Genomic DNA, 22,612 nt, shown 5'->3' with positions numbered 1-22,612 from the left:
CCGGCCACGTGGCCGCGTCACTTCAATTTTCGGGGCACCCCGGCCGCTGCGACGGAGGCATGCCGCAGCGGACGGGGGGACAGATCCGCGAGACCGGGTCCGGGATCACGGACGCTTACCCGTAACGTCCGTCATCTGTGGGGCGTTGACATCTCTTGCGACTCTGGCTGTCGCAACTACGAGACATCGCGTGCCGTCACAACCTTGCCGTATCGTCGTTCGAATTCGTACCGCGGCGCGCCTTCCCCACGCCACACGGCATGGTCGACGGAGCGACGACGAATCCTCACGACGACCTGCGTAGGTCTCGCGATTCCCAAGGTGCGGCGGCGCCAGGCACTGGCACCCGGCCCGCGCGCAACCCTGTCAGTCGGCTTGCTTGCGCAGGAACGCCGGGATGTCGTACGTATCGACACCCTTTTCCTGCAACGCGGCGACGTGCGAGGCCGCAGTCTCGCGCGTGCTGCGCCACACGGCCGGCGTATCGAGCGCGCCGTAGTCCGTACCGGCTGCCTGACCGACGTTCGGCACGTGGCCCGTCGCGATCGGCATGTTGTCGGTACCGGTCTTGAGCAGCGTCATCGGTGCGGCGGCCTTCTTCGCGACGGCACGGCCCAGGCCGGTCGCCACAACGGTCACGCGCAGTGCATCGCCCATCTTGTCGTCGTAGACGGTACCGAAAATCACGGTCGCGTCTTCGGCGGCGTAGCTCTTGATGGTGTTCATCACTTCACGCGTTTCCGACAGACGCAGCGAACGCGATGCCGTGATGTTGACCAGCACGCCACGCGCGCCCGACAGGTCCACGCCCTCGAGCAGCGGGCTCGCCACGGCCTGTTCGGCCGCCAGACGCGCACGATCGACACCGGCAACGGTCGCCGTACCCATCATCGCCTTGCCCTGCTCGCCCATCACCGTCTTCACGTCTTCGAAGTCGACGTTCACGAGACCGTCGACGTTGATGATTTCGGCGATACCTGCCACGGCGTTATGCAGCACGTCGTCGGCGCACTGGAAGCACTTGTCCATCTCGGCGTCGTCGCCCATGACTTCGAAGAGCTTGTCGTTGAGCACGACGATGAGCGAGTCGACGTTGTCTTCCAGCTCCTGCGCGCCCGTCTCGGCCACACGCATGCGCTTGCCGCCTTCGAACTCGAACGGCTTGGAGACCACGCCCACGGTCAGAATGCCCATTTCCTTGGCGATCTGGGCCACGACCGGCGCCGCCCCCGTGCCCGTGCCGCCACCCATGCCCGCGGTGATGAACACCATGTGCGCGCCACGCAGGGCGTCGGCCACACGCTCGCGCGCTTCTTCCGCGGCGGAGCGACCCATTTCCGGCTTGGCGCCCGCGCCCAGACCGGTCTTGCCGAGCTGGATGTTGACGCTCGCCTGCGAGCGGCCGAGCGCCTGGGCGTCGGTGTTCATGGCGATGAATTCCACGCCTTGCACACCACGGTTGATCATGTGCTGAACAGCGTTGCCGCCAGCGCCACCAACACCCACCACCTTGATGATGGTGCCGTTGGTTTCCGTTTCCAACATTTCAAAGTTCATATCGCCTCCAGTGACATAAAAGCGGATCCGGTATTGCGGGTCACGTGTTGCTCGGGTAAGCCGCGCGTGTTTTCAATGCCGAATCCACACCCCTCAAAAAAACACCTTAAAAATTGCTGAAGAACCAGTCGCGCATGCGCGTCCAAACCTGGTTCGCCTGTCCCGACTGCACGGCGACCTTGCGCCCGCGCATGCGTTGGGAGCGTCCTTCGAGCAGCAGGCCCATCGCCGTCGCGTAGCGCGGGCTGCGCACCACGTCGGCCAGCCCGCCGGCATACTCCGGCACGCCAATGCGCACCGGCTTGAGGAAGATGTCCTCACCCAGCTCGACCATGCCCGGCATCATTGCCGCGCCGCCGGTGAGCACGATGCCCGAGGACAGCAACTCTTCGTAACCCGACTCGCGCACCACCTGTTGCACGAGCGAGAACAACTCTTCGACGCGCGGCTCGATCACGGCCGCCAGCGCCTGGCGCGAAAGCGTGCGCGGACCGCGCTCGCCCAGGCCCGGCACCTCGATCATCTCGTCGGGATCGGCCAGCGACTGCTTGGCGATGCCGTGCTGAATCTTGATGTCCTCGGCATCCGGTGTCGGCGTGCGCACGGCCATCGCGATATCGCTCGTGATCTGATCGCCGGCAATCGGAATGACCGCGGTGTGACGGATGGCGCCTTCACTGAAGATCGCGATGTCGGTCGTGCCGCCGCCGATGTCGATCAGCACCACGCCCAGTTCCTTCTCGTCTTCGGTGAGCACCGAGATGCTCGAGGCGAGCGGCTGGAGGATCAGGTCGTTCACCTCCAGCCCGCAGCGACGCACGCACTTCACGATGTTCTGGGCCGCCGAGACCGCGCCGGTCACGATATGCACCTTCACTTCGAGGCGAATGCCGCTCATGCCGATCGGCTCGCGCACGTCTTCCTGACCGTCGATGATGAATTCCTGCGTGAGGATATGCAGCACCTGCTGGTCGGTCGGGATGTTGATCGCCTTGGCCGTCTCGATCACGCGCGCCACATCGGCCTGCGTCACCTCCTTGTCCTTGATCGCCACCATGCCGCTCGAGTTGAAGCTGCGGATGTGGCTGCCGGCAATGCCGGTGAACACATTGGTGATCTTGCAGTCGGCCATCAGCTCCGCTTCTTCGAGCGCACGCTGAATGGACTGCACCGTGGCCTCGATGTTCACCACGACGCCCTTTTTCAGGCCGCGCGATTCACTCTGGCCGAGGCCGATCACTTCATAGCGGCCTTCAGGGCGCAGCTCGGCCACCACCGCCACGACTTTCGACGTGCCGATATCCAGGGCGACCAACAGATCCTTGTAATCTTTGCTCATAGCGTGTGTAAGTCCTGAAGTCTCACTGGCTTCGCTTGGCCGGCGCGGCAGGTTTCGCTGCCGGCTTCTGCGAATCCCGCTTTTGCACCGGCGCCGTGGCTAGCTTCTTGGCCTGTTCCTCGCTCAAGAAACGCATGCCCGCGGCACGTACTGCAAAACCGTTCGGGTAGCGCAGATCGGCATACTCGATCTGGTTTCCCCAGCGCGCCGCTACCTGCGGATACGCCTGTACGAAGCGCCGGCTGCGCGTGGCGAGAGTTTCGGGGGTACGTTCCCGACCCAGCGCCAGTTGCACGCCACCTGCGAGTCGCACGCTCCATGCGTAACGATTCGACAGCGTGACCGCTTCGGGTTTCATGTTCAACGGCGCGAACCACTTCACGAAGTCGTAGTACCGCGCCGTAACGTCTTTCTCGCTGCCCGGCGGTCCGGCGAACTCGGGCAGCTTGCCCTCGTCCTCGGCTTCCGCCAGGTTGGCCGCGAAGAGCTCGCCGTCCACGCTCACCAGCCGTCCGTCGTTCCACGTGGCCAGCGGCTTGTATTCCTCGATCGTCACCGCGAGCTGGTTCGGCCAGACGCGCCGCACGCTCGCATGACGCACCCAGGGCACCGCTTCGAACGCCGCGCGCGTGGCGTCCAGATCGATGGTGAAGAAGTTGCCCTTGAGCCGCGAGACGGCATTCGCCCGCAACGTCGGCCCGTTGATGTGGGAGACATCCCCATCGATCTGAATCGCCTTGAGCGTGAAGACCGGCCGCTGGATCAACCAGTGGCCGCCCGCCGCGAGCGCCGCCAGCACGACGAGTGCGACGAGCGCACTCGCGATGGCGTTGAGCAGGCGTACGTTGTGCCACATGGCGATTTGCTTTCCGTATCAGGGCGTTGTTCAACGCGTTCAATGTTCGACTCGGTTCACTCTGGCTTCCACTGCGCGTTCGGATGCAGATCGAGCGTCGCGGTTGCCAGGATTTCAACGACCAGGTCTTCATACGACAGGCCCGCCGCACGTGCCGAGATCGGCACCAGCGAGTGACCGGTCATGCCCGGCGACGTATTGATTTCCAGCAGGTACGGCTTGTTGTCGCGCTTGCGCAGCATCACGTCGGCTCGCGCCCAGCCCCGGCATCCCAGCACCAGGTAGGCGCGCAACACGAGGCGCTGCACTTCCTCCTGCAACGACACCGACAACGGCGGCGGGCACTCGTAGCGCGTGTCGTCCTTGAAGTACTTGTTCTGATAGTCGTAGTTCGCGTCCGGCGCCACGATGCGGATCACCGGCAGCGCGCGCGCGGCGGCCGCGCCCTTCGTGCCCACGCCCAACACCGGCACGGTCAGCTCGTCGCCATCGATGAACTCCTCGGCGAGCACGTCGGGATCGAGCGCGGCAGCCTTCTCGTAGGCCGCCTTGAGCTGCGACGCTTCCGTGACCTTCGTGAGGCCGATGGTCGAGCCTTCGCGCGACGGCTTGACGATCAGCGGCAGGCCGAGATCGCGCGCCACGGCGTCGAAGTCGCTGTCGGCGTCGAGCATCTTGAAGCGCGGCGTGGGCAGGCCTTCGTTGATCCACACGCGCTTGGTCATTTCCTTGTCCATCGCCAGCGCCGAGGCAAGCACGCCACTGCCGGTGTAGGGAATGCCGAGATGCTCGAGCGCACCCTGCAGTGTGCCGTCCTCGCCGTAGCGCCCATGCAGCGCAATGAACACGCGGTCGAACTTCTGCGCGGCCAGCGCCGCCAGATCGTTCATGCCGGTATCGAAACCGTGGGCGTCCACGCCCTTGCTGCGCAGCGCCTCGAGTACGCCTTTGCCCGAAATCAGCGAGATCTGACGCTCGGCAGAGCGCCCGCCCATCAGGACGCCAACCTTGCCGAAACGTTTCGGATCGAATGCACTCACGTCAGACTCCTTGCTGAACTTGCAACTTGCCGGGCACCGCGCCGATGGAGCCGGCACCCATGGTGATGACAACATCGCCCGCCCGGGCGACTTGCAGAATGGCGTCGGGCAACTGCGCGACGTCTTCCACGAAAACCGGTTCCACCTTGCCCGCCACGCGCACCGCGCGGGAGAGCGAACGGCCGTCGGCCGCCACGATGGGCGCCTCGCCGGCCGAATACACTTCGCCGAGCACCACGGCGTCCGCGTCCGAGAGCACCTTCACGAAGTCCTCGAAGCAATCGCGCGTGCGTGTGTAGCGATGCGGCTGAAACGCCAGCACGATGCGACGCCCGGGGAACGCGCCGCGCGCGGCCGCGAGCGCGGCGGCCATCTCCACCGGGTGATGCCCGTAATCGTCGATGAGCGTGAACGTGCCGCCGCCGCTGGCCTTCGGCAGCGCAATCTCGCCGTAGCGCTGGAAGCGGCGTCCCACGCCGTTGAACTCGGCCAATGCCTGTTGAATCGCGGCATCCGGAACCTCGAGTTCGGTGGCGATCGCAATGGCCGCGAGCGCGTTTCGCACGTTGTGCTCGCCCGGCAGATTGAGGGTGATGTCCAGCGGCGCGGCGCCCGCGCCGAACTGGCGCAACACGGTAAAGCGCATCTGACCGGCGTCGGCGCGCACGTCGATGGCGCGCACCTGGGCGTCGTCCGACAGGCCGTAGCGCACGATCGGCTTCGAGACGAACGGCAGGATCTCGCGCACGTTCGGGTCGTCCACGCACAGCACGGCAATGCCGTAAAACGGCAGGCGCTGCGTGAAGGCCACGAACGACTGCTTCAGACGGGCGAAGTCGTGCCCGTAGGTGTCCATGTGGTCGGCATCGATGTTCGTGATGACTTCGATGACCGGATTCAGGTTGAGGAACGACGCGTCCGACTCGTCGGCCTCGACCACGATGAAGTCGCCCGTGCCGAGCTTGGCGTTGGCCCCGGCGCTGTTCAGACGCCCTCCGATCACGAAGGTCGGATCCAGCCCGCCCTGCGCGAGCACGCTCGCCACGAGGCTCGTGGTAGTGGTCTTGCCGTGCGTGCCGGCGATGGCCACGCCCTGCTTCAGGCGCATGAGTTCCGCGAGCATCAGCGCGCGCGGCACGATGGGAATCTGGCGCGCGCGACCGGCGAGCACTTCCGGATTGTCGGCCGTGATGGCCGTGGACACGACGATGGCGTCGGCGCCTTCGATATGTTCGGCCGCATGGCCGCGGGCGATGCGCGCACCGAGGCTCGCGAGACGCTGTGTTACCGCGTTGTCGCCGAGATCGGAGCCGCTCACCTGGTAACCCAGGTTGAGCAGTACCTCGGCAATGCCGCTCATGCCCGAGCCGCCAATGCCGACGAAGTGAATGTGTTTGACGATGTGTTTCATTTCAATCCTTGGCCAGAGCCGCGCACACGCGCGCCACTTGTTCGGTGGCGTCCGGCTTGGCGAGCGCCCTGGCTTTCTCTCCCATCGCGAGCAGCGACGCGCGCGTCTGACGGCGCAGCCACTCGGCCAGGGTCTCGACCGACAGCTCGCGCTGGTCGATCAGCGTTGCCGCGCCCTTGTCGGCGAGGAAACGCGCATTCGTTGTCTGGTGGTCGTCGACCGCGTGCGGGAACGGCACGAACAGCGCCGCCACCCCGGCCGCGGCCACTTCGGCCACCGTCATCGCACCTGCGCGGCAGATCACCAGATCCGCCGCCGCGTAAGCCGCGACCATGTCGTCGATGAACGGCACGGCCTCGACCGTCACCCCCGCCGCGGCGTAATTCGCCTGCAGGGTCTGAATATGTTTGACGCCCGCCTGATGCGTGACTTGCGGGCGATCTTCGCGCGGCAGCTTCGCCAGCGCCTTGGGCACGATCTCGTTGAGCACGGTGGCCCCGAGGCTGCCGCCGACCACGAGAATGCGTAGCGGCCCGGTGCGCGCGTTGTAGCGCTCGGCCGGCGACGCCATCTCGTCGAAATCGGCCCGGATCGGATTGCCGACCCATTCGCCGCCGGCGATGGTGTCCGGGAACGCGAGCAGCACCTTGTCGGCCACGCGCGCGAGCACCTTGTTCGCCAGACCGGCCACCGAATTCTGTTCGTGCAGCACCAGCGGACGGCCGAGCAGCGACGCCATCATGCCCGCAGGGAAGGTGATGTAGCCGCCCATGCCCAACACGACGGACGGTTTCACGCGGCGCACGGCACGGAGGCTCTGCCAGAACGCGCGCAGCAGGTTGAGCGGCAGCAGCAGCTTGGTCATCAGGCCCTTGCCGCGCAGCCCGCCGAATTTCACGAATTCCATCGGGATGTCGTATTTCGGCACGAGCGTCGCTTCCATGCCCGACGGATTGCCGAGCCACACCACGCGCCACCCCTGCACGCGCAGGAAGTTGGCGACCGCGAGCCCCGGGAAGACGTGACCGCCCGTGCCGCCGGCCATGACCAGCAGCGTGCGTGTCTTCGTCTGCGGTGCCGGCATCGCGGTAGCGCGCTCGGTCATACTTTGCCTCCCCGCATCAGCACTCGGTTTTCGTAATCCACCCGCAGCAGGATCGCCACGGCCACGCAGTTGAGCAGAATGCCCGAGCCGCCGTAGCTCACCAGCGGCAGCGTAAGCCCCTTGGTCGGCAACAGACCCAGGTTCACGCCCATGTTGATGAAGGTTTGCGCGGCCAGCCAGACACCCACGCCCTTGGCGAGCAGCCCCGCGAACGTGCGCTCGAGCGCCAGCGCCTGACGTCCGATCTCGAAGGCACGGCGCACCAGCCAATAGAACATCAGGATGACGACGACCACGCCGACAAAGCCGAATTCCTCGCCGATCACGGCGAGGATGAAGTCGGTGTGCGCTTCGGGCAGGTAGTGCAACTTCTCGATGCTGCCGCCGAGCCCGACACCGGTCCACTCACCGCGCCCGAACGCGATGAGCGAGTGCGTGAGCTGATAGGCCTTGCCGAGCGCGTAGTCTTCGCGCCATGGGTCGAGGTACGCGAAAATCCGCTCGCGGCGCCACGGCGAGAGCCAGATCAGCATGGCGAACGTGCCCACGGCAGTGAGCGCCAGGCCGCCGAACAGGCGTCCGTTCACGCCGCCGAGAAACAGAATGCCCATGGCGATGGCGGCGACCACCATGAATGCCCCCATGTCCGGCTCGAGCAGCAGCAGCATGCCGACGAACACGACGGCAATGCCCATCGGCAAGAAGCCCTTGCCGAAGCTCTGCATGAACTCCTGCTTGCGCACCGTGTAGTTCGCGGCGTACAGCGTGACGGCGAGCTTCATGATTTCCGACGGCTGCAGGTTGAGCACGCCGAACGGAATCCAGCGCTTCGAGCCGTTCACGCCCTTGCCCACGTGCGGGATCAGCACGATCACCAGCAACACCAGCGCCAGCAGGAACAGCTTGGGCGCGAGCTTGTCGAGCGTCTTGACCGGAATCCGGAGCGTGATCATGGCCGCGATCAGTCCCATCGTCAGCGAGATGATGTGGCGCGCGAGGAAGTGGTACGTCGAGTAGCCGCTGTATTTCGGCGAGTCGGGCAACGCGACCGACGCCGAGTACACCATCACTAGGCCCAGCGACAGCAGCGAGATCACCACCCACACGAGCGCGTGATCGTATTCGAGCATGCGCGAGCGGGTGGGCTTGATGCTGCCGAGCGTACGACTGGCGGCCTGCGTCGCGGCACCGGGCGCGCTCGCCGTGCCGGCCCCCGCGAACCCCGCCTGACGCTTCTTGCTGAAGAACGACTTGATACGGTTCATAGCATCACCCCCGCGTCGGCGGCCAGTTCAACCACGGTATCGCGAAACACCTGTGCGCGATGTTCATAGTTGCGGAACATGTCGAGGCTCGCGCACGCCGGCGAGAGCAGCACGGCGTCACCGGGCTGGGCCAGCTTCGCGGCCTGGCGCGTGGCGTCCTCGAGCGTCGGCGCATCGATGAGTTCGACGCCGGTGTCGGTCAGCGCCTCTCGCAGAATCCCGGCGTCGCGACCGATGAGCAGCACGGCGCGTGCGTGATGCGCCACCGGATTGGCGAGCGGCGAGAAGTCCTGGCCCTTGCCGTCGCCGCCGGCGATCAGCACGAGCGTCTTCTGCAGTCCGGAGATCGCGGCGACCGTGGCGCCCACATTGGTGCCCTTGCTGTCGTCGTAGTACTCGACTTCGTTGATGCTCGCGATCAATTGCACGCGATGCGGCTCGCCCGGATATTCGCGCAGGCCGTGCAACAGCTTGGCCATGGGGAGATCGATCGCGCGAGCGAGTGCGAGCGCCGCCAGCGCGTTGGCGGCATTGTGCTGTCCTCGAATGCGCAGCGCGTCGGCGGGCATCAGGCGCTTGCCGAACACTTCGACGCTCGCCTCGACGGCGCCGGCCTTGCGGCGCTTCGGCGCGGGCGGCGCGTCGTCGCGCGTATACCCTTCGACCAGCCACCACATGCCGCCTTCCATCTCCAGCCCGAAGTCGCCCACGGCGTCGGGCTTGCCCGTGCCGAAGGTCACGACACTGGCCTCGGGCGACGCGAACGCGATCACGCGGGCGTCGTCGCGGTTGAGCACGCGCACGGTCTGCGGCCCGAAGATCCGCGCCTTGGCACTGGCGTAGGCGTCCATGTCGCCGTGCCAGTCCAGGTGGTCCTGCGTAATGTTGAGGATCGCCGCCGCATCGGGCGCGAGGGAGTACACGGTCTCGAGCTGGAAGCTCGAGAGTTCCAGCACCCACACGTCGGGCAGCGTCGCCTCGGCGATGCATTCGCTCAGTCGGTCGAGCGCCGTCGGACTGATGTTGCCCGCCACCGCCGTGCGCTTGCCGGCGCGGCGGCACAGCAGTCCCGTCAGGCTGGTGGTGGTCGTCTTGCCATTGGTGCCCGTGATGGCGAGCACCTTCGGCGCATAGCCGCTCGTGGCCTGCATGTGACGCAGCGCCTGCGCGAAGAATTCGATCTCGCCCCAGACCGGAATGCCGCGCTGCGCGGCTTCGGCCAGCAGCCCGGCCACGTCGGGCGCGAGCGGCGAGAGCCCCGGGCTGATGCCGATCAGCTCGATGTCGTCGAGCAACGCATCGATCTGGTCGGCAAACTTGCCGCCCACGAATTCGGCCTGCGGCGCGTCGGCGCGCAGGGTCGCAACGTTCGACGGTGTCTCCGACGACGCATAGCGCGTATCGGCTGCACGCACGCGGCAGCCGTAACGCGCGCACCAACGCGCCATCGCCAGGCCGGACTCTCCCAGACCCAGGATCAGGACACGCGGTTGCCAGGATTCACCAAACTTCTCGCCGAACACGTCGCTCTTTTCCTTATCGATTCAAACAACCTACGAATGCATCGCTTGCCAGACGCCGATATTTCGCTATCGGCGCGAGCGGCCCCACCTTTAGTCCTGCCACCGCACAACGCGCGGTCGTGCGCCGCCCGGTCAGCGCAGCTTGAGCGTCGACAGACCGATCAGCACCAGCATCAGCGTGATGATCCAGAACCGGACCACCACCTGCGTTTCCTTCCATCCCGACAGTTCGAAGTGGTGATGCAGCGGCGCCATCTTGAAGATGCGTCGCCCTTCGCCGAACCGGCGCTTGGTGTACTTGAACCAGGTCACCTGCAACATCACGGAGAGCGTCTCGGCCACGAACACGCCGCCCATCACGAAGAGCACGACTTCCTGGCGCACGATCACCGCCACGGTGCCGAGTGCGCCGCCGAGCGCCAGCGCGCCCACGTCTCCCATGAACACCTGGGCGGGATGGGTATTGAACCAAAGGAAGGCGAGACCCGCCCCCGACATGGCCGAGCAGAACACGAGCAACTCGCCCGCGCCGGCGATATGTGGGAACAGCAGGTACTTCGAATACACCACGTTACCCATCACGTACGCGAACACGCCCAGCGCCGCGCCGACCAGCACCACCGGCATGATGACCAGGCCGTCGAGACCGTCGGTGAGGTTAACGGCGTTGGACGAGCCGACGATGACAAAGTACGTGAGCGCAATGAACCCGAACACGCCCAGCGGATAGCTCATCGTCTTGAAGAACGGCACGATGAAGTCGGCCTTCGGCGGCAGATCGAGCGGAAAGCCGTTGCGCACCCAGCTGATGAACAGCTCGAACACTTTCAGGTTGCTCGTCTCCGACACCGAAAATGCCAGGTAAATGGCGGCGAACAGACCGATCAGCGATTGCCAGAAATACTTTTCGCGCGACGACATGCCGCGCGGGTCCTTGTAGACCACCTTCCGGTAGTCGTCGATCCAGCCGATGATGCCGAAGCCCAACGTCACGGTCAGCACGATCCAGATGAAACGGTTGCTCAGATCCGCCCAGAGCAGCGTGGCGACGGTAATGCCGATCAGGATCAGCACGCCGCCCATCGTGGGCGTACCCGACTTCACCAGATGGGTCTGCGGGCCGTCGGTGCGCACGGCCTGGCCCACCTTCATTTCGGTCAGCTTGCGAATGACCATCGGCCCGAACGAGAGCCCGATCACCAGCGCCGTGAGGCTTGCCATCACGGCCCGAAACGTCAGGTAGTTGAACACGCGCAAATAGCTCGCATCCGCTTGCAGCCATTGCGCCAACGTCAGCAACATTCCATCAATCCTTTATCACTTGGCCGGGGCGTTGCCGCCCCCGCTTTCACTCGTAGCGCGCAACTGCTCCAGCACGCGCTCCATCCGCATGAAGCGGCTTCCTTTCACCAGCACCGTGGCCGGCGCACTCAGCGTGGCGTTGAGTTCCGCCACGAGGGGAGTCACATCGTCCACGTTCGAAAAATGTTGGCCACCGTCGCCGAACGCCACCACGCTGGCCTGCGCCAATTCGCCCATCGCCAGCAATCGATCGATGCCGCGCCGCGCCGCGTATTCGCCTACTTCGCGATGAAACGCCGGACCGTTGTCGCCCACCTCGCCCATGTCGCCCAACACCAGCACACGCGGCGCAGGCGTCGAAGCAAGCACGTCGATGGCGGCGAGGACCGAATCGGGGTTCGCATTATAGGTGTCGTCGATCAGCGTGACACCGGCGAGCGGCCCCTTCGAGAGCGTCGACACCTGCAGCCGCCCTTTGACGGCCGAGAAGCCTTCGAGTGCCCGCACGATCGAGCCAATGTCCACATGCGCGCCCAACGCGCAGGCAATCGCCGCCAGGGCATTGCGCGCGTTGTGCTCGCCGAGCAGCGGCAACGTGAGCGAGAACTCGCCCGCGGGCGACGTCACGCGCAGCACGCGGGTGGCCACGTCGTAGCGCCCCGAGACGGCGGCTCGGGCGTCGAGCGCGAAGTCGAGCACGCGGCGCTTGCCCGCGATCTCGCGCCACATCGACGCAAACTCGCTCTCGGCGGGAAACACGGCCACACCGTCGTCGGCCAGGGCCGCGAGCACCGCCGAATGCTCCTGCGCGACGGCCGCGACGCTCACCATGAACTCCTGATGCTCCCGCTGGGCGTTGTTGATTACCGCCACCGTGGGTTGCGCAATCCTTGCCAGGTAGGCCGTCTCGCCCGGGTGGTTCATCCCAAGCTCGAGCACGGCCAGTCGGTCGCCGTCCTTCAGGCGGAACAACGTGAGCGGCAGCCCGATGTCGTTGTTGAAGTTGCCTGCGGTGGCCAGACGCGACTCGGCGCCGACCGCCTCGGCGAAGATCGCCGAAATCATTTCCTTGACCGTCGTCTTGCCGTTGCTGCCCGTCACGGCGACCACCGGAATCGCGAAGCGGCGGCGCCATGCGGCGGCCAGCTCGCCCAACGCGATGCGCGTGTCCGGCACGATCAGGGCCGGCGTCTCGAAACCGTCGGGCACGCGCGAGGCAACCACGGCGGCCGCGCCGGCGCGCGCCACGTCGGCCAGGAAGTCGTGTGCGTCGAAGCGCTCACCCTTGATCGCGACGAACAAGTCGCCCGGCTGTACCGATCGACTGTCGGTCACAACGCGCGCGAAGGCGGTCGTCTGCGCCCCCGTCACGCGCGAACCGGTCACCGCCTGCCGGGCGTCGTTCAGCGTCCAATGCATCATTCACCTCCCCCGCGCACAGTCGTCGCGCGCGCGGCGAGTGCCAGTCGCGCATGCTCCTGATCGGAGAACGGCCGCTTCTTGCCCATGATTTCCTGTGTACTTTCGTGGCCCTTGCCGGCGATGAGCACCACGTCGGCCGCCTGCGCGCCGCGAACAGCCTGCAGGATCGCGCTGGCGCGGTCTTCGATCCGACGCACGGCGTCGGGGTTCGCGAGACCGGCGGCGATCTGCGCCATGATCTCGGCCGGTACTTCGGTCCGCGGGTTGTCGCTCGTGAGCACCACCGCGTCGGCCAGACGCTCGGCCACCGCGCCCATCTGCGGACGCTTGCCCGCATCGCGGTCGCCGCCGCAGCCGAACACGCAAACCAGCTTGCCGCCGCGCGCCGTCGCCACCGGACGCAGGGCGTCGAGCGTCTTGTCGAGCGCGTCGGGCGTGTGCGCATAGTCGACGACGACCAGCGGTTGCCCCGGCTGCCCGATCTGCTCCATGCGCCCGGACACCGGCGCGAGCGCGGCGAGCCCGGCGATCGCGGCGTCCTGCGATACGCCGCCGGCAAGCGCCGCGCCAAGCACGGCGAGCGCATTGCTCACGTTGAACTCGCCGATCAGCGGCACCGTGATCTGCTGACTCCGGTCGTCGACGTGCAGCGTGAAGCGTGTACCGGACGTCGTCGCCCGAATATCCTCGGCGCGCAGCACGCGGTTGCCGTGTGCCGACGTGGCGTCGCCGTGAATGCCGTATTCGATGACCGGCGTCTTCCCGGCCAGGCGCGCGAGCAGGCGCTGGCCCATGGCGTCGTCGCGATTGACGACGGCGGCCTTCAGGCCCGGCCAGTCGAACAGGCGCGTCTTGGCTGCCTCGTACTCGGCCATCGTGCCGTGGTAATCGAGGTGGTCCTGCGTCAGATTGGTAAATACGGCAATGTCGAACGCCACGCCGTTGACGCGCCCCTGATACAGGCCGTGCGACGACACTTCCATGGCGAGTGCGGCGGCGCCTTGCGCGCGCAGGTCGGCCAGGCTGCGCTGCAGTTGCACGGCGTCGGGCGTGGTGAAACCGGTCACCGTCAGATGGCCCGGAAAGCCGCTGCCGAGCGTGCCGATCACGGCGCTGCGCGTGCCTGCCTTGGACAGCAGTTGCGCGAGCCATTGGCTGCACGACGTCTTGCCGTTCGTGCCGGTCACACCGAGCATCGACATGCCGACGCTCGGCTCGCCGTACCACAGCGCCGCCAGCGGACCGGCCAGCCAGTCGAGGCGAGGCACGCCGAACTGGGGCACATTCCCGAGACTCGCAAGCGACGCCGGCCATGTGAAGTCGTCGCTTTGCCAGACGACCGCGGCAGCGCCGCGCTCGACCGCGTCGGCAATGAACCCACGGCTGTCGGCGCCCTTGACGGCGTACGCGACGAATACGTCGCCCGGCATCACGCGGCGGCTGTCCGCGTGCAGGTTCGCCCCGGCCGGCACCGTGCGGCGCAGCCAGTCCCAGGCCTGCGCGAGCGCGGCGCGCTGCGCGGCGTCGGCGATCATGCCGAGCGTGACGGGGGGCTTGGGCGTCGAAGTCACGGTGCCCATGGCTCGCTCTCCTCCACCTTGTCGCTCACGACGAGCTTCGTCACGGGCGAATCCGGCACGACGTTCAGTGCCCGCAGCGTGCCGCCCACGATCGCGGCGAACGCCGGTCCGGCCGCCACGCCACCGTAGTGCGAACCGCGTCCCGGCTCGTCGAGCGTGACCGCCACGATGATGCGCGGCTCGGACATCGGCGCCATGCCGACGAACGATGCGCGATACTTGCTCTTGTCGTACCCCCGGCCCGACTGCTTGTAGGCCGTCCCGGTCTTGCCGCCCACGCGATAACCCACGACCTGGGCACGCGTGGCGGTGCCGCCGGGCGACGTCACCATTTCAAGCATCTTGCGCACTTCGCGGGCCGTGTTCGGCGAGATCACCGGCGTGCCCTTCACCACGCTGCCATCCGTCTTGTAGATGGAGATCGGCAGCAGCTCGCCGTCGTGGGCAAACACCGTGTATGCACGGGCGAGTTGAATCAACGAGGCGGAAAGGCCGTAGCCGTAGCCCATCGTCGCCTGCTCGATCGGGCGCCAGCTCTTGGCCGGACGCAAACGCCCCGCCACGGCGCCGGGAAAACCGATCTTCGGCGCCTGTCCGAGGCCGACGCTGGTAAACATGTCCCACATTTCCTGTGGCTTCATCTGCAATGCGATCTTCGCGGTACCGATGTTGCTCGACTTCTGGATCACGCCGGCCACGGTCAGCAGCCCGTAGTCGTGCGTATCGGTGATGTTTGCGCCGAAGAAGTTGGCGCGGCCCGTGGTCATGACCGTCGACGTGGGCTTCACGTGGCCGTTCTCGATGGCCGCGGCGATGGTGATCGGCTTCATGATCGAGCCGGGCTCGAACGTGTCGGTGATCACGCGGTTGCGCAGCTGCGCACCGGTCAGGTTCGTGCGGTTGTTCGGGTTGTACGTGGGCAGGTTCGCGAGCGCGAGCACTTCGCCCGTGCGCACGTCGAGCACCACGGCGCTGCCGGCCTTGGCGCCGGTGCGCTCGATGGCATCCTTGAGTTCGCTATAGGCGAGGAACTGAATCTTGCTGTCGATCGACAGCGTGATGTCGTGACCGTCGCGCGGCTGGGCCAGAATGTCGAGATCCTCGACCACACGCCCCAGCCGGTCCTTGATCACGCGCCGGCTGCCCGGCGTGGCCGCCAGCGCCTTCTGCATCGACAGCTCGACGCCTTCCTGGCCGATGTCTTCCACATTGGTAAAGCCGACGACGTGCGCGGCGATCTCGCCTTCCGGATAGAAGCGCTTGTACTCCTTGCGCTGGTAAACGCCCGGGATGTCCAGATCGGCCACCTGCTTGGCCACGTCGGGCAGCACCTGGCGCTTCACGTAGACGAAGCTCTTTTCCTGGTTGAACTTGCGGCGCAGATCCGACTCGCTCATCTCGAGCAACCTGGCGAGCTGGCGCACCTGCTGCGCCGAAATGTCGTCGGGCACGTCTTCGGGAATGGCCCAGATGGCTTTCACGGGCAGACTCGTGGCAAGCACCTGTCCGTTACGGTCGAACACTTTGCCGCGCGTGGCGGACATCTCCAGTGTGCGTTCGTAACGACTCTCGCCCTGACGCTGATAGAAGGCGTTGCCCGGCCCCTGGATCCAGAACGCGCGCGCGACCAGCGACGCGAATGCGCCGAAGATCACAAACACGAGCATCTTGGAGCGCCACATCGGCAGACGCACGGACAGGACCGGGCTGGCAGAGAACTGCACATCCTTTGTCTTGGCCTTGGCGTCCTTGCGGCGAATCATCGCTTGCCTCCGCTCGCAGGGGCGGACGCGGCGCTCGCGCTCGGCACCGGCACATCCACCATGGCGCCGGCGCTGCCGGCGGGCGCGGACAGATATTGCGTGCGGCCCGGCGAGACGGCCTGCATCTTCAGGTCGGTGCGCGCCACGCTTTCGATGCGCGCGCTTTTGCTTTGCGCGCTCTGCTCGTACTGGAGGCGATCCCAGTCCTGCAGGAGTTGATGCTCGAGCGCCTGCTCGCGGTTGAGTTCGACGAACGTACCGCGCGCACGATATTGCGCGTTGATCAACGACAGTGCGCAACCGATGAGCAGCACAAGCAGGAGGACGTTGAGCCGGCTCATGTCGACACCCGCTCCATGACCCGCATGATCGCCGAGCGCGCACGCGGGTTGGCCTCCACCTCGGCGGCGGACGGCTTGATCTTGCGGCTGGCCTTGAACGGCGGCTCGGGAATTTCGTGGGCGCGCAACGGCACGCGGCGGTCGACCGCCGGCGCGCTCGCGCGCGCTTGCATGAAGCGCTTCACGATACGGTCTTCCAGCGAATGAAAGCTGATCGCCACGAGTCTGCCTCCCGTTTCGAGGACATCGGCCGCCACATCGAGGGCTATCTGCAGGTCCGCAAGCTCTTGATTGACGTGAATCCGTAGAGCCTGAAAGGTACGTGTTGCCGGGTCCTTGCCCTTCTCACGGGTCTTGACGGCACCCGCCACGATCTCGGCAAGCTCGCGTGTACTGACGAGTGGACCGAGGCGATCGGCGTTTGCCCGGCGAGCAACAAGCGCCTTTGCAATCTGAAAAGCAAACCGTTCTTCCCCATAGTCCTTGATGACCTCCGTCATTTCTTCCAGCGTTGCCCGGGCCAGCCAATCCGCCGCCGACTCGCCGCGCGTGGGATCCATGCGCATGTCGAGCGGACCGTCGTAACGAAAACTGAATCCGCGCGCAGGGTCGTCGATCTGCGGCGACGAAACGCCCAGGTCCAGCAAAACGCCCGACACCTTGTCGATACCGCGTCGGGCCAGCGCTTCGCGCAACGTCGCGAAGCTCTCGTGCTCAATCGAAAATCGCGGATCGGCAATCTTCGCCGCCTCCGCGATCGCTTGGGGATCCTTGTCGAACGCGATCAATCTCCCCTTTGCGCCCAGCCGCTCCAGAACCCTGCGACTGTGCCCGCCGCGGCCGAACGTGCCGTCGACGTAAACGCCGTCGTCGCGCCACAGCAAGGCATCCACGGCCTCCTCCAGCAGGACCGTGCGGTGCTGCATTACCGTTTCCACCGCGTGCGCCATGCTCGTCGGACCACCTGATCTGTCAAAAAGTGAAGTTCTTCAGTGCTTCCGGCATGCCCTGCGCCATCGCCGCCTGTTCCTTGGCGGCGTATGTCGCGGCATCCCAGAGTTCAAAGTGACTGCCCATGCCCAGCAGCATGACTTCCTTGTCCATGCCCGCAGCCGCGCGCAATTCCGGCGCCACCAGGACGCGCCCCGCCGAATCCATCTCGACGTCGGCTGCGTTGCCCAGGAAAATGCGCCGCCACCAGTGCGCGTCCATCGGCAGTGCGGCGATCTTGCCGCGGAAGATTTCCCATTCGGGTCGCGGGAACAGCAAAAGACAACCGTCGGGGTGCTTCGTGATCGTCACCTTGCCTTCAGCGTCGCCCTGAAGCACGTCACGATGCCGGGCCGGAATCGACATCCGTCCCTTCGCATCCAGTGAAAGTGCCGAGGCTCCCTGAAACACGTGCGCTCCCGTGAGGTTTCGTCCGCCTGCCCGTCATGCCGAAAGAGAAAGATTTCGTGCCTTACACCACACAAAAATACACTTTCTCACACTATTTCCCACTTTAGAGGAGAGTGTTTGGGCGGTCAAGCGTTTCACCTGTTTTTCCAGGGGAATTTGTCAGACAGAACAATGACTTAGCGCACTTTCCTAAAGCCAGAAAACGGAATTTTGTCAGGAAAATTAAAGACATAACTGCGATAGTGAAAGTGGAACCTCAAACTTTGTGCATCGCCTCGCGGGAGGCCCGCCAGCACTATCGATACCGGGTAGTGCGCGCTCACGCCGTGCCGGAACCCGGTCGATACCGGTCGGCGGCCGTGGGGCAAAGGGAAAATCGACACGGGAGGTGGGGGTCAGTCGGGGAGGTATTGCCGTCGCGCGATGGGGTTGTTCTGCTGCTTCGTCTTCCTGTTGCCGTTGTGGGTCGGGCGGGCGAACTGTCATCGCCCCGCGCATCCCTCTATATATAGTAGGCGGTCGTCGTCATGACTTTGGCCGCGGCGCGCATGACCCGCTGCACCGGCACCGGCAACGTCACACCGCCGGCATCGCGCGCTGCCTGACCGTGCTCGATCTCGTCGCGCCGCATCTGATCGACGATCGCGCGCGAGCGCAGATCATGCGGTGGCAGATCGTTGAGGTGACCATCCAGATGATGCTCGACCTGGCGCTCGGTCTCCGACATGAAGCCCAGGCTGACCTTGTCGCCGCACTTGCCGGCCACAAAACCAATCGCGAACGCCCCGGCGTACCAAAGGGGATTGAGCAAGCTCGGGCGCGAGCCCAGCTCCGCCAGGCGATGCGCCGTCCACGCGAGGTGGTCTTCTTCCTCCTTGCCCGCGTGCTCGAAGGCCGCCCGCAACTCAGAACGCTTCGTCGCCAGCTTCTGTGCCTGATAGAGCGCCTGCGCGCAGACCTCACCCACGTGATTCACGCGCATGAGCCCGGCCACGTGGCGTCGCTCTTGCGGGGTCAGGGCATCATCGCCGATCGATACATCCTGAGGGGAAGAAGGCGTCGTCGCAACGGGCGTCGGGCGTGAGGCCCGGGTGACGCCGGCGATCGCTCGCAGGCCGCGGTCAAGTTCGGAGATCAGGCTGTCGGAGAACATCGTACATTCAACTCACTTCAATCTTTCACAATGTGGAACGCTGGACGATTATTTCGCGTCCGCCGCCGATGATACGCCCCTTTGCCCGGCGCGCCTTGCGCGGGCGCAAACGCACGGAAGCCCCGCCAGAAGCCGGTTTCCGGGATGTTGCGTAAACGAAACAAAGGTGCCCGCAAACCCGCGCAAAACCGGCCTTTTCCTTTGCCGCCCACATTGAATTTGTTACATTACGTCCAACTTCTCGCGAAGTTGATTAGCAAGGACGTTATCACTAGTGACCTTGTTAAACAAATCTCACAATCCTTTGGAGATCACTCAATGAAAAAGTCGCTTCTCGCTCTGGGCGTGCTCGGCGCATTCGCTGGCGCTGCTCACGCACAAAGCAGCGTGACCCTGTACGGTATCATCGACGCCGGCCTGCAATATGTCAGCAAGACTGGCGGCAACATCGCCGGCACGGGCAACGCATCGAAGAACTTCCAGTTCGCCAACGGCAACCTGCAAGGTTCGCGTTGGGGCCTGAAGGGTGCTGAAGACCTCGGCGGTGGCCTGAAGGCGATTTTCGTCTTGGAAAGCGGCTTCAACCTGGGCAACGGCACGCAAGGTCAAAACAGCCGTATCTTCGGTCGTCAAGCCTACGTTGGTCTGAGCAGCGCAACGGCTGGTACGCTGACCATCGGTCGTCAGTACGACTCCGTGGTTGACTTCGTTGGTCCGTACGCTTCGGGCAGCCAGTGGGCAACGTTCGCCGGCGCTCACCCGTTCGACAACGACAACCTGAACAACTCGTTCCGCGTGAACAACGCTGTTAAGTACACGACCGTGAACTACGGCGGCTTCAGCGCTGGCGGTATGTACGGCTTCTCGAACTCGGCGAACAACGGTTCGACGGGCACGGGCTTCGCCAACAACCGCGCTTACTCGTTCGGCCTGGGCTACGCTAACGGCCCGGTTTCGTTCGGCGCTGGCTACTTGTACCTCGGTTCGCCGAGCAGCAACTCGACGGGCGTGATCAACAACAGCGGTGACGCAACGACGGCCATGACGGCTGGCGGCGCAAGCGACAAGGCATGGATCGCGTCGGTTGGCGGCAACTACGCCTTCGGCCCGGCCACGGTGGGTCTGGTGTACGGCCACAGCGTCTACCAATACATCGGTGGCGGCAGCTGGAAGTTCGACAACGTCGAAGCCAACGCCAAGTACATGCTGACCCCGGCTCTGCAACTGGGCGCTTCGTACACGTACACGTGGTCGACGCTCAACGCACTGGGCACGAACGTGTCGCCGAAGTACCACCAAGTCAACCTGGGCGTCGACTACTTCCTGTCGAAGCGCACGGACACGTACCTGGTTGGTCTGTGGCAACACGCCAACAACGACGCTCCTGGCGGCGCATCGTTGAACGGCCTGGGCTTCTCGCAAAGCACCAACCAGTTCGCCGTTACGGCTGGTATCCGTCACAAGTTCTAAGCTGACAGCTTCTGTCACTTAGTCTTTGACGAAAGGGCACCTTCGGGTGCCCTTTTTTTATGTCCTCCGTCCCCCCTGCGTAGCGCCCCCAGCTTGACCCCGAGTTTATTTCAAACCTAAAATTTCCATACTGTAAATTTCACGCCATCCATCATGAGCCTCGCCGACTCCGACTCTCTCGATCTCGAAACGCGAGCCCACGATCGCGAGCACGACGCCCTTCGGCTTTGGCTGCGGCTGCTGACATGTGCCAATCTGATCGAGACGGATATCCGGTCCCGCCTGCGTCAGGAGTTTGATTGCACACTGCCCCGCTTCGACCTGCTCGCCCAGCTCGATCGGCATCCTGAAGGGCTGAAGATGGGGGAGCTGAGCAAGCGGATGATGGTCACCGGCGGGAATGTCACCGGCATCACCGACCAACTGGAGAAAGAGGGCTGGGTCACGCGCGAGACAGTCGCGAACGACCGGCGCGCCTTTCTCATCAAGCTCACGCCGCGTGGCAAGAAGGCGTTCTCCAATATGGCGCGAGCGCATGAAAGCTGGATCGAACAGCGTCTGGGCCGACTGCCGGAGGATCGGCAGCAGCAACTCTACGGCCTGCTCGGCGACCTGAAGTCGGTCATCGGTTGATCCTTGCCCGTTCTCGGGTCCCCCCTTCGCGTCTGGTGCGGGCCCGTACGCGTGTGAAATCGCTGCACCATCGTAGCCGCATTGCCGTCATTTCCGGCATTGCCGCCGTATTTCGGCACCATGGTGGCCGCCGCCACGGTGGCCCGTCGCTCACGGAAACGGCTTCCTATCGCTTCGCCTGCAACGGAGTATCGAGCAGTGCACGGGCGGCGGCGGCGGCTGGCGTGCCATCCAATGCGGCGAGTTCGGTGTTGCGCTCCGCTTCGGGACGCTTCGACAGCGCTTTCACCGCCTTGTAGAAGGTCGGCAAATCGTCCTGCTCCTGCGCCAACAGGGCCATGAACGCCGGCACCCACTGGTTGTATGTGGAGAAAGCACCGATCTTGGCGTTGTTCAGATCGCTCTCAAACCATCGGTCGAAGCCGTTATATCCGCCCCATCCGGCCTTCAATGCGTCATAGTCGGCACGCATGCCGGCGAAAAGAATGTCCTTCTGTCTGGCCTTCTCGGCATCTGTCCCGCCGCCTCCATACAGCGCCTCCAGGCGCTTGCGATAGCCGTCGACCAACCTGCGGAACTGGCGTCGATGCGCGTCGTAGCGCTCGTACTCCACAGCGGCATCGGGATGTGATGCCAGCCATCGCCGCACACCCACGGTTTCCACCGTCACGGCAAACGACTCGTTGAACGGTGTATCGCCCCGGACGAACAGAATCTGGTGTGCAAGTTCGTGGAAGATCATGCGCGCGACTTCCGCGCGGGGAAGATAAATGAAGGTGTTCAGCAGCGGATCGTCGAAGTAACCCAACGTTGAATAGGCGGGAATTCCCGCGACGAACGTCTCCCAGCCATCGCGGTGCAGCTCGTCGGCATAGGCTTGCGCCGACTCCCGCGAGTAATAGCCACGGTATTCGACGCACCCGACGACCAACAGGCACGACTCGCGTAGCTTAAGTGACAATGCCGGCGCGGCGAAAACGTTGTACACGACGAAGGGTCGCTTGAGATCCGCGTAACTGCGGTAACTGCCGTTGTCCGGCTCATCCAGCGCCGTCACGGCGTAGCTGCGAATTTGCTCGGCTTCGACAAGGCGCGCGCGCAAGCGCGGGTCGATCGACGGATCGGCGAGCAGATTGGCCACCGGCTGCGCATCGTGCAGCACGGTGAAATGACCATTGATAGACTGTGCGTAGTAGCCGATCTGGCCACATCCCGCGAGGACAAGCGCGAACCCGCACGTCAACGATGCCCTGGTCACCCGTTTCCGGCGCCGCACGACAACCGGCTCCCAACAGGACGTCGGCACGCTCGGAAAATTCACGGGAAGCCGCGCAGGCGCGTCTGACAGGAACGCCGATATGTGGGATATGCGGGCGTTCCGCCACCATTCCCGCGCGAGTCGGCGACAACGCGCCGGGAGCTTCGCAAACAAAGACGGCATCGCGCCCCCT

At 64.9% G+C, this 22,612-nt stretch carries 19 protein-coding genes; 2 read left to right on the top strand and 17 right to left on the bottom strand.

Features of this window, described 5'->3' with window-relative positions:
* Window positions 1-366: 366 nt before the first annotated feature.
* From ftsZ to coq7, 16 genes are all read right to left on the bottom strand, one after another.
* Window positions 367-1,557 (bottom strand): cell division protein FtsZ, encoded by a 1,191-nt coding sequence (ftsZ, locus tag LV28_RS27085; RefSeq protein ID WP_023594064.1) that lies wholly within the window; start codon window positions 1,555-1,557, stop codon window positions 367-369.
* A gap of 106 nt (window positions 1,558-1,663) precedes the next feature.
* Window positions 1,664-2,896 carry a cell division protein FtsA gene (gene ftsA, locus LV28_RS27080; RefSeq protein WP_010806905.1) on the bottom strand — a complete coding sequence of 411 codons (1,233 nt, stop codon included), beginning with the start codon at window positions 2,894-2,896 and terminating at the stop codon, window positions 1,664-1,666.
* Window positions 2,897-2,918: 22 nt separating this feature from the next.
* The gene (locus LV28_RS27075; protein WP_023594063.1) at window positions 2,919-3,752 is read right to left on the bottom strand and encodes a cell division protein FtsQ/DivIB; all 834 of its coding nucleotides are present in this window, start codon (window positions 3,750-3,752) and stop codon (window positions 2,919-2,921) included.
* A gap of 56 nt (window positions 3,753-3,808) precedes the next feature.
* Window positions 3,809-4,867, bottom strand: coding sequence for a D-alanine--D-alanine ligase (locus LV28_RS27070; RefSeq protein WP_072619124.1), 1,059 nt, complete (start codon window positions 4,865-4,867; stop codon window positions 3,809-3,811).
* Window positions 4,794-6,203 (bottom strand): UDP-N-acetylmuramate--L-alanine ligase, encoded by a 1,410-nt coding sequence (gene murC / locus LV28_RS27065; protein WP_038618877.1) that lies wholly within the window; start codon window positions 6,201-6,203, stop codon window positions 4,794-4,796. Before murC ends, LV28_RS27070 begins: the two co-directional genes overlap by 74 nt.
* A gap of 1 nt (window position 6,204) precedes the next feature.
* Window positions 6,205-7,308 carry an undecaprenyldiphospho-muramoylpentapeptide beta-N-acetylglucosaminyltransferase gene (gene murG, locus LV28_RS27060; RefSeq protein WP_023872392.1) on the bottom strand — a complete coding sequence of 368 codons (1,104 nt, stop codon included), beginning with the start codon at window positions 7,306-7,308 and terminating at the stop codon, window positions 6,205-6,207.
* On the bottom strand, window positions 7,305-8,573 hold the full coding sequence (ftsW, locus tag LV28_RS27055; RefSeq protein ID WP_023594059.1) for a putative lipid II flippase FtsW: 1,269 nt from the start codon (window positions 8,571-8,573) through the stop codon (window positions 7,305-7,307). Before ftsW ends, murG begins: the two co-directional genes overlap by 4 nt.
* A complete protein-coding gene (murD, locus tag LV28_RS27050) occupies window positions 8,570-10,096 on the bottom strand; it encodes a UDP-N-acetylmuramoyl-L-alanine--D-glutamate ligase (RefSeq protein WP_023594058.1) in 1,527 nt (508 codons plus the stop codon). The genes ftsW and murD overlap by 4 nt, the downstream gene beginning before the upstream one ends.
* 132 nt (window positions 10,097-10,228) lie before the next feature.
* Window positions 10,229-11,398, bottom strand: a complete 1,170-nt coding sequence (gene mraY, locus LV28_RS27045) for a phospho-N-acetylmuramoyl-pentapeptide-transferase (protein ID WP_023594057.1) — start codon at window positions 11,396-11,398, stop codon at window positions 10,229-10,231.
* 15 nt (window positions 11,399-11,413) lie between these two features.
* Entirely contained in the window at window positions 11,414-12,817 is a 1,404-nt protein-coding gene (locus tag LV28_RS27040) for a UDP-N-acetylmuramoyl-tripeptide--D-alanyl-D-alanine ligase (protein ID WP_024788774.1), read from the bottom strand.
* Complete coding sequence (locus LV28_RS27035; protein ID WP_031627058.1) at window positions 12,817-14,355, bottom strand: UDP-N-acetylmuramoyl-L-alanyl-D-glutamate--2,6-diaminopimelate ligase; 1,539 nt, start codon at window positions 14,353-14,355, stop codon at window positions 12,817-12,819. Before LV28_RS27035 ends, LV28_RS27040 begins: the two co-directional genes overlap by 1 nt.
* A gap of 32 nt (window positions 14,356-14,387) precedes the next feature.
* The gene (locus tag LV28_RS27030; RefSeq protein WP_038618880.1) at window positions 14,388-16,163 is read right to left on the bottom strand and encodes a peptidoglycan D,D-transpeptidase FtsI family protein; all 1,776 of its coding nucleotides are present in this window, start codon (window positions 16,161-16,163) and stop codon (window positions 14,388-14,390) included.
* A complete protein-coding gene (ftsL, locus tag LV28_RS27025) occupies window positions 16,160-16,504 on the bottom strand; it encodes a cell division protein FtsL (protein ID WP_023594053.1) in 345 nt (114 codons plus the stop codon). The genes LV28_RS27030 and ftsL overlap by 4 nt, the downstream gene beginning before the upstream one ends.
* Complete coding sequence (gene rsmH / locus LV28_RS27020; RefSeq protein ID WP_023594052.1) at window positions 16,501-17,430, bottom strand: 16S rRNA (cytosine(1402)-N(4))-methyltransferase RsmH; 930 nt, start codon at window positions 17,428-17,430, stop codon at window positions 16,501-16,503. The genes ftsL and rsmH overlap by 4 nt, the downstream gene beginning before the upstream one ends.
* A 46-nt stretch (window positions 17,431-17,476) precedes the next feature.
* Window positions 17,477-17,905, bottom strand: a complete 429-nt coding sequence (gene mraZ, locus LV28_RS27015) for a division/cell wall cluster transcriptional repressor MraZ (protein WP_010806918.1) — start codon at window positions 17,903-17,905, stop codon at window positions 17,477-17,479.
* A gap of 502 nt (window positions 17,906-18,407) precedes the next feature.
* Window positions 18,408-19,058 (bottom strand): 2-polyprenyl-3-methyl-6-methoxy-1,4-benzoquinone monooxygenase, encoded by a 651-nt coding sequence (coq7, locus tag LV28_RS27010; RefSeq protein ID WP_038618883.1) that lies wholly within the window; start codon window positions 19,056-19,058, stop codon window positions 18,408-18,410.
* Window positions 19,059-19,376: 318 nt separating this feature from the next.
* Here coq7 and LV28_RS27005 point away from each other — a divergent pair, with 318 nt between their 5' ends.
* On the top strand, window positions 19,377-20,528 hold the full coding sequence (locus tag LV28_RS27005) for a porin (protein WP_025250232.1): 1,152 nt from the start codon (window positions 19,377-19,379) through the stop codon (window positions 20,526-20,528).
* A gap of 153 nt (window positions 20,529-20,681) precedes the next feature.
* Entirely contained in the window at window positions 20,682-21,161 is a 480-nt protein-coding gene (locus tag LV28_RS27000; protein WP_023594048.1) for a MarR family winged helix-turn-helix transcriptional regulator, read from the top strand.
* Between the two features lie 166 nt (window positions 21,162-21,327).
* On the opposite strand, the gene LV28_RS26995 is transcribed toward LV28_RS27000, so the two are convergent.
* Window positions 21,328-22,419, bottom strand: a complete 1,092-nt coding sequence (locus LV28_RS26995) for an aminopeptidase (protein ID WP_028731365.1) — start codon at window positions 22,417-22,419, stop codon at window positions 21,328-21,330.
* Window positions 22,420-22,612 lie beyond the last annotated feature (193 nt).

Source organism: Pandoraea pnomenusa, from assembly GCF_000767615.3.
GTDB lineage: Bacteria > Pseudomonadota > Gammaproteobacteria > Burkholderiales > Burkholderiaceae > Pandoraea > Pandoraea pnomenusa.
This window is presented reverse-complemented; position numbering and strand designations above follow the sequence as displayed.

Coding starts and splice junctions, on each gene's coding strand:
- rsmH (WP_023594052.1), bottom strand. CDS start 17,430: ATGCAGCACCGCACGGTCCTGCTGGAGGAGGCCGTGGATGCCTTGCTG.
- LV28_RS27040 (WP_024788774.1), bottom strand. CDS start 12,817: ATGCATTGGACGCTGAACGACGCCCGGCAGGCGGTGACCGGTTCGCGC.
- LV28_RS27070 (WP_072619124.1), bottom strand. CDS start 4,867: ATGTTGTCATCACCATGGGTGCCGGCTCCATCGGCGCGGTGCCCGGCA.
- LV28_RS27035 (WP_031627058.1), bottom strand. CDS start 14,355: ATGATCGCCGACGCCGCGCAGCGCGCCGCGCTCGCGCAGGCCTGGGAC.
- mraY (WP_023594057.1), bottom strand. CDS start 11,398: ATGTTGCTGACGTTGGCGCAATGGCTGCAAGCGGATGCGAGCTATTTG.
- LV28_RS27005 (WP_025250232.1), top strand. CDS start 19,377: ATGAAAAAGTCGCTTCTCGCTCTGGGCGTGCTCGGCGCATTCGCTGGC.
- LV28_RS27030 (WP_038618880.1), bottom strand. CDS start 16,163: ATGATTCGCCGCAAGGACGCCAAGGCCAAGACAAAGGATGTGCAGTTC.
- ftsA (WP_010806905.1), bottom strand. CDS start 2,896: ATGAGCAAAGATTACAAGGATCTGTTGGTCGCCCTGGATATCGGCACG.
- LV28_RS27000 (WP_023594048.1), top strand. CDS start 20,682: ATGAGCCTCGCCGACTCCGACTCTCTCGATCTCGAAACGCGAGCCCAC.
- murC (WP_038618877.1), bottom strand. CDS start 6,203: ATGAAACACATCGTCAAACACATTCACTTCGTCGGCATTGGCGGCTCG.
- LV28_RS27075 (WP_023594063.1), bottom strand. CDS start 3,752: ATGTGGCACAACGTACGCCTGCTCAACGCCATCGCGAGTGCGCTCGTC.
- ftsL (WP_023594053.1), bottom strand. CDS start 16,504: ATGAGCCGGCTCAACGTCCTCCTGCTTGTGCTGCTCATCGGTTGCGCA.
- ftsW (WP_023594059.1), bottom strand. CDS start 8,573: ATGAACCGTATCAAGTCGTTCTTCAGCAAGAAGCGTCAGGCGGGGTTC.
- ftsZ (WP_023594064.1), bottom strand. CDS start 1,557: ATGAACTTTGAAATGTTGGAAACGGAAACCAACGGCACCATCATCAAG.
- coq7 (WP_038618883.1), bottom strand. CDS start 19,058: ATGTTCTCCGACAGCCTGATCTCCGAACTTGACCGCGGCCTGCGAGCG.
- murG (WP_023872392.1), bottom strand. CDS start 7,308: ATGACCGAGCGCGCTACCGCGATGCCGGCACCGCAGACGAAGACACGC.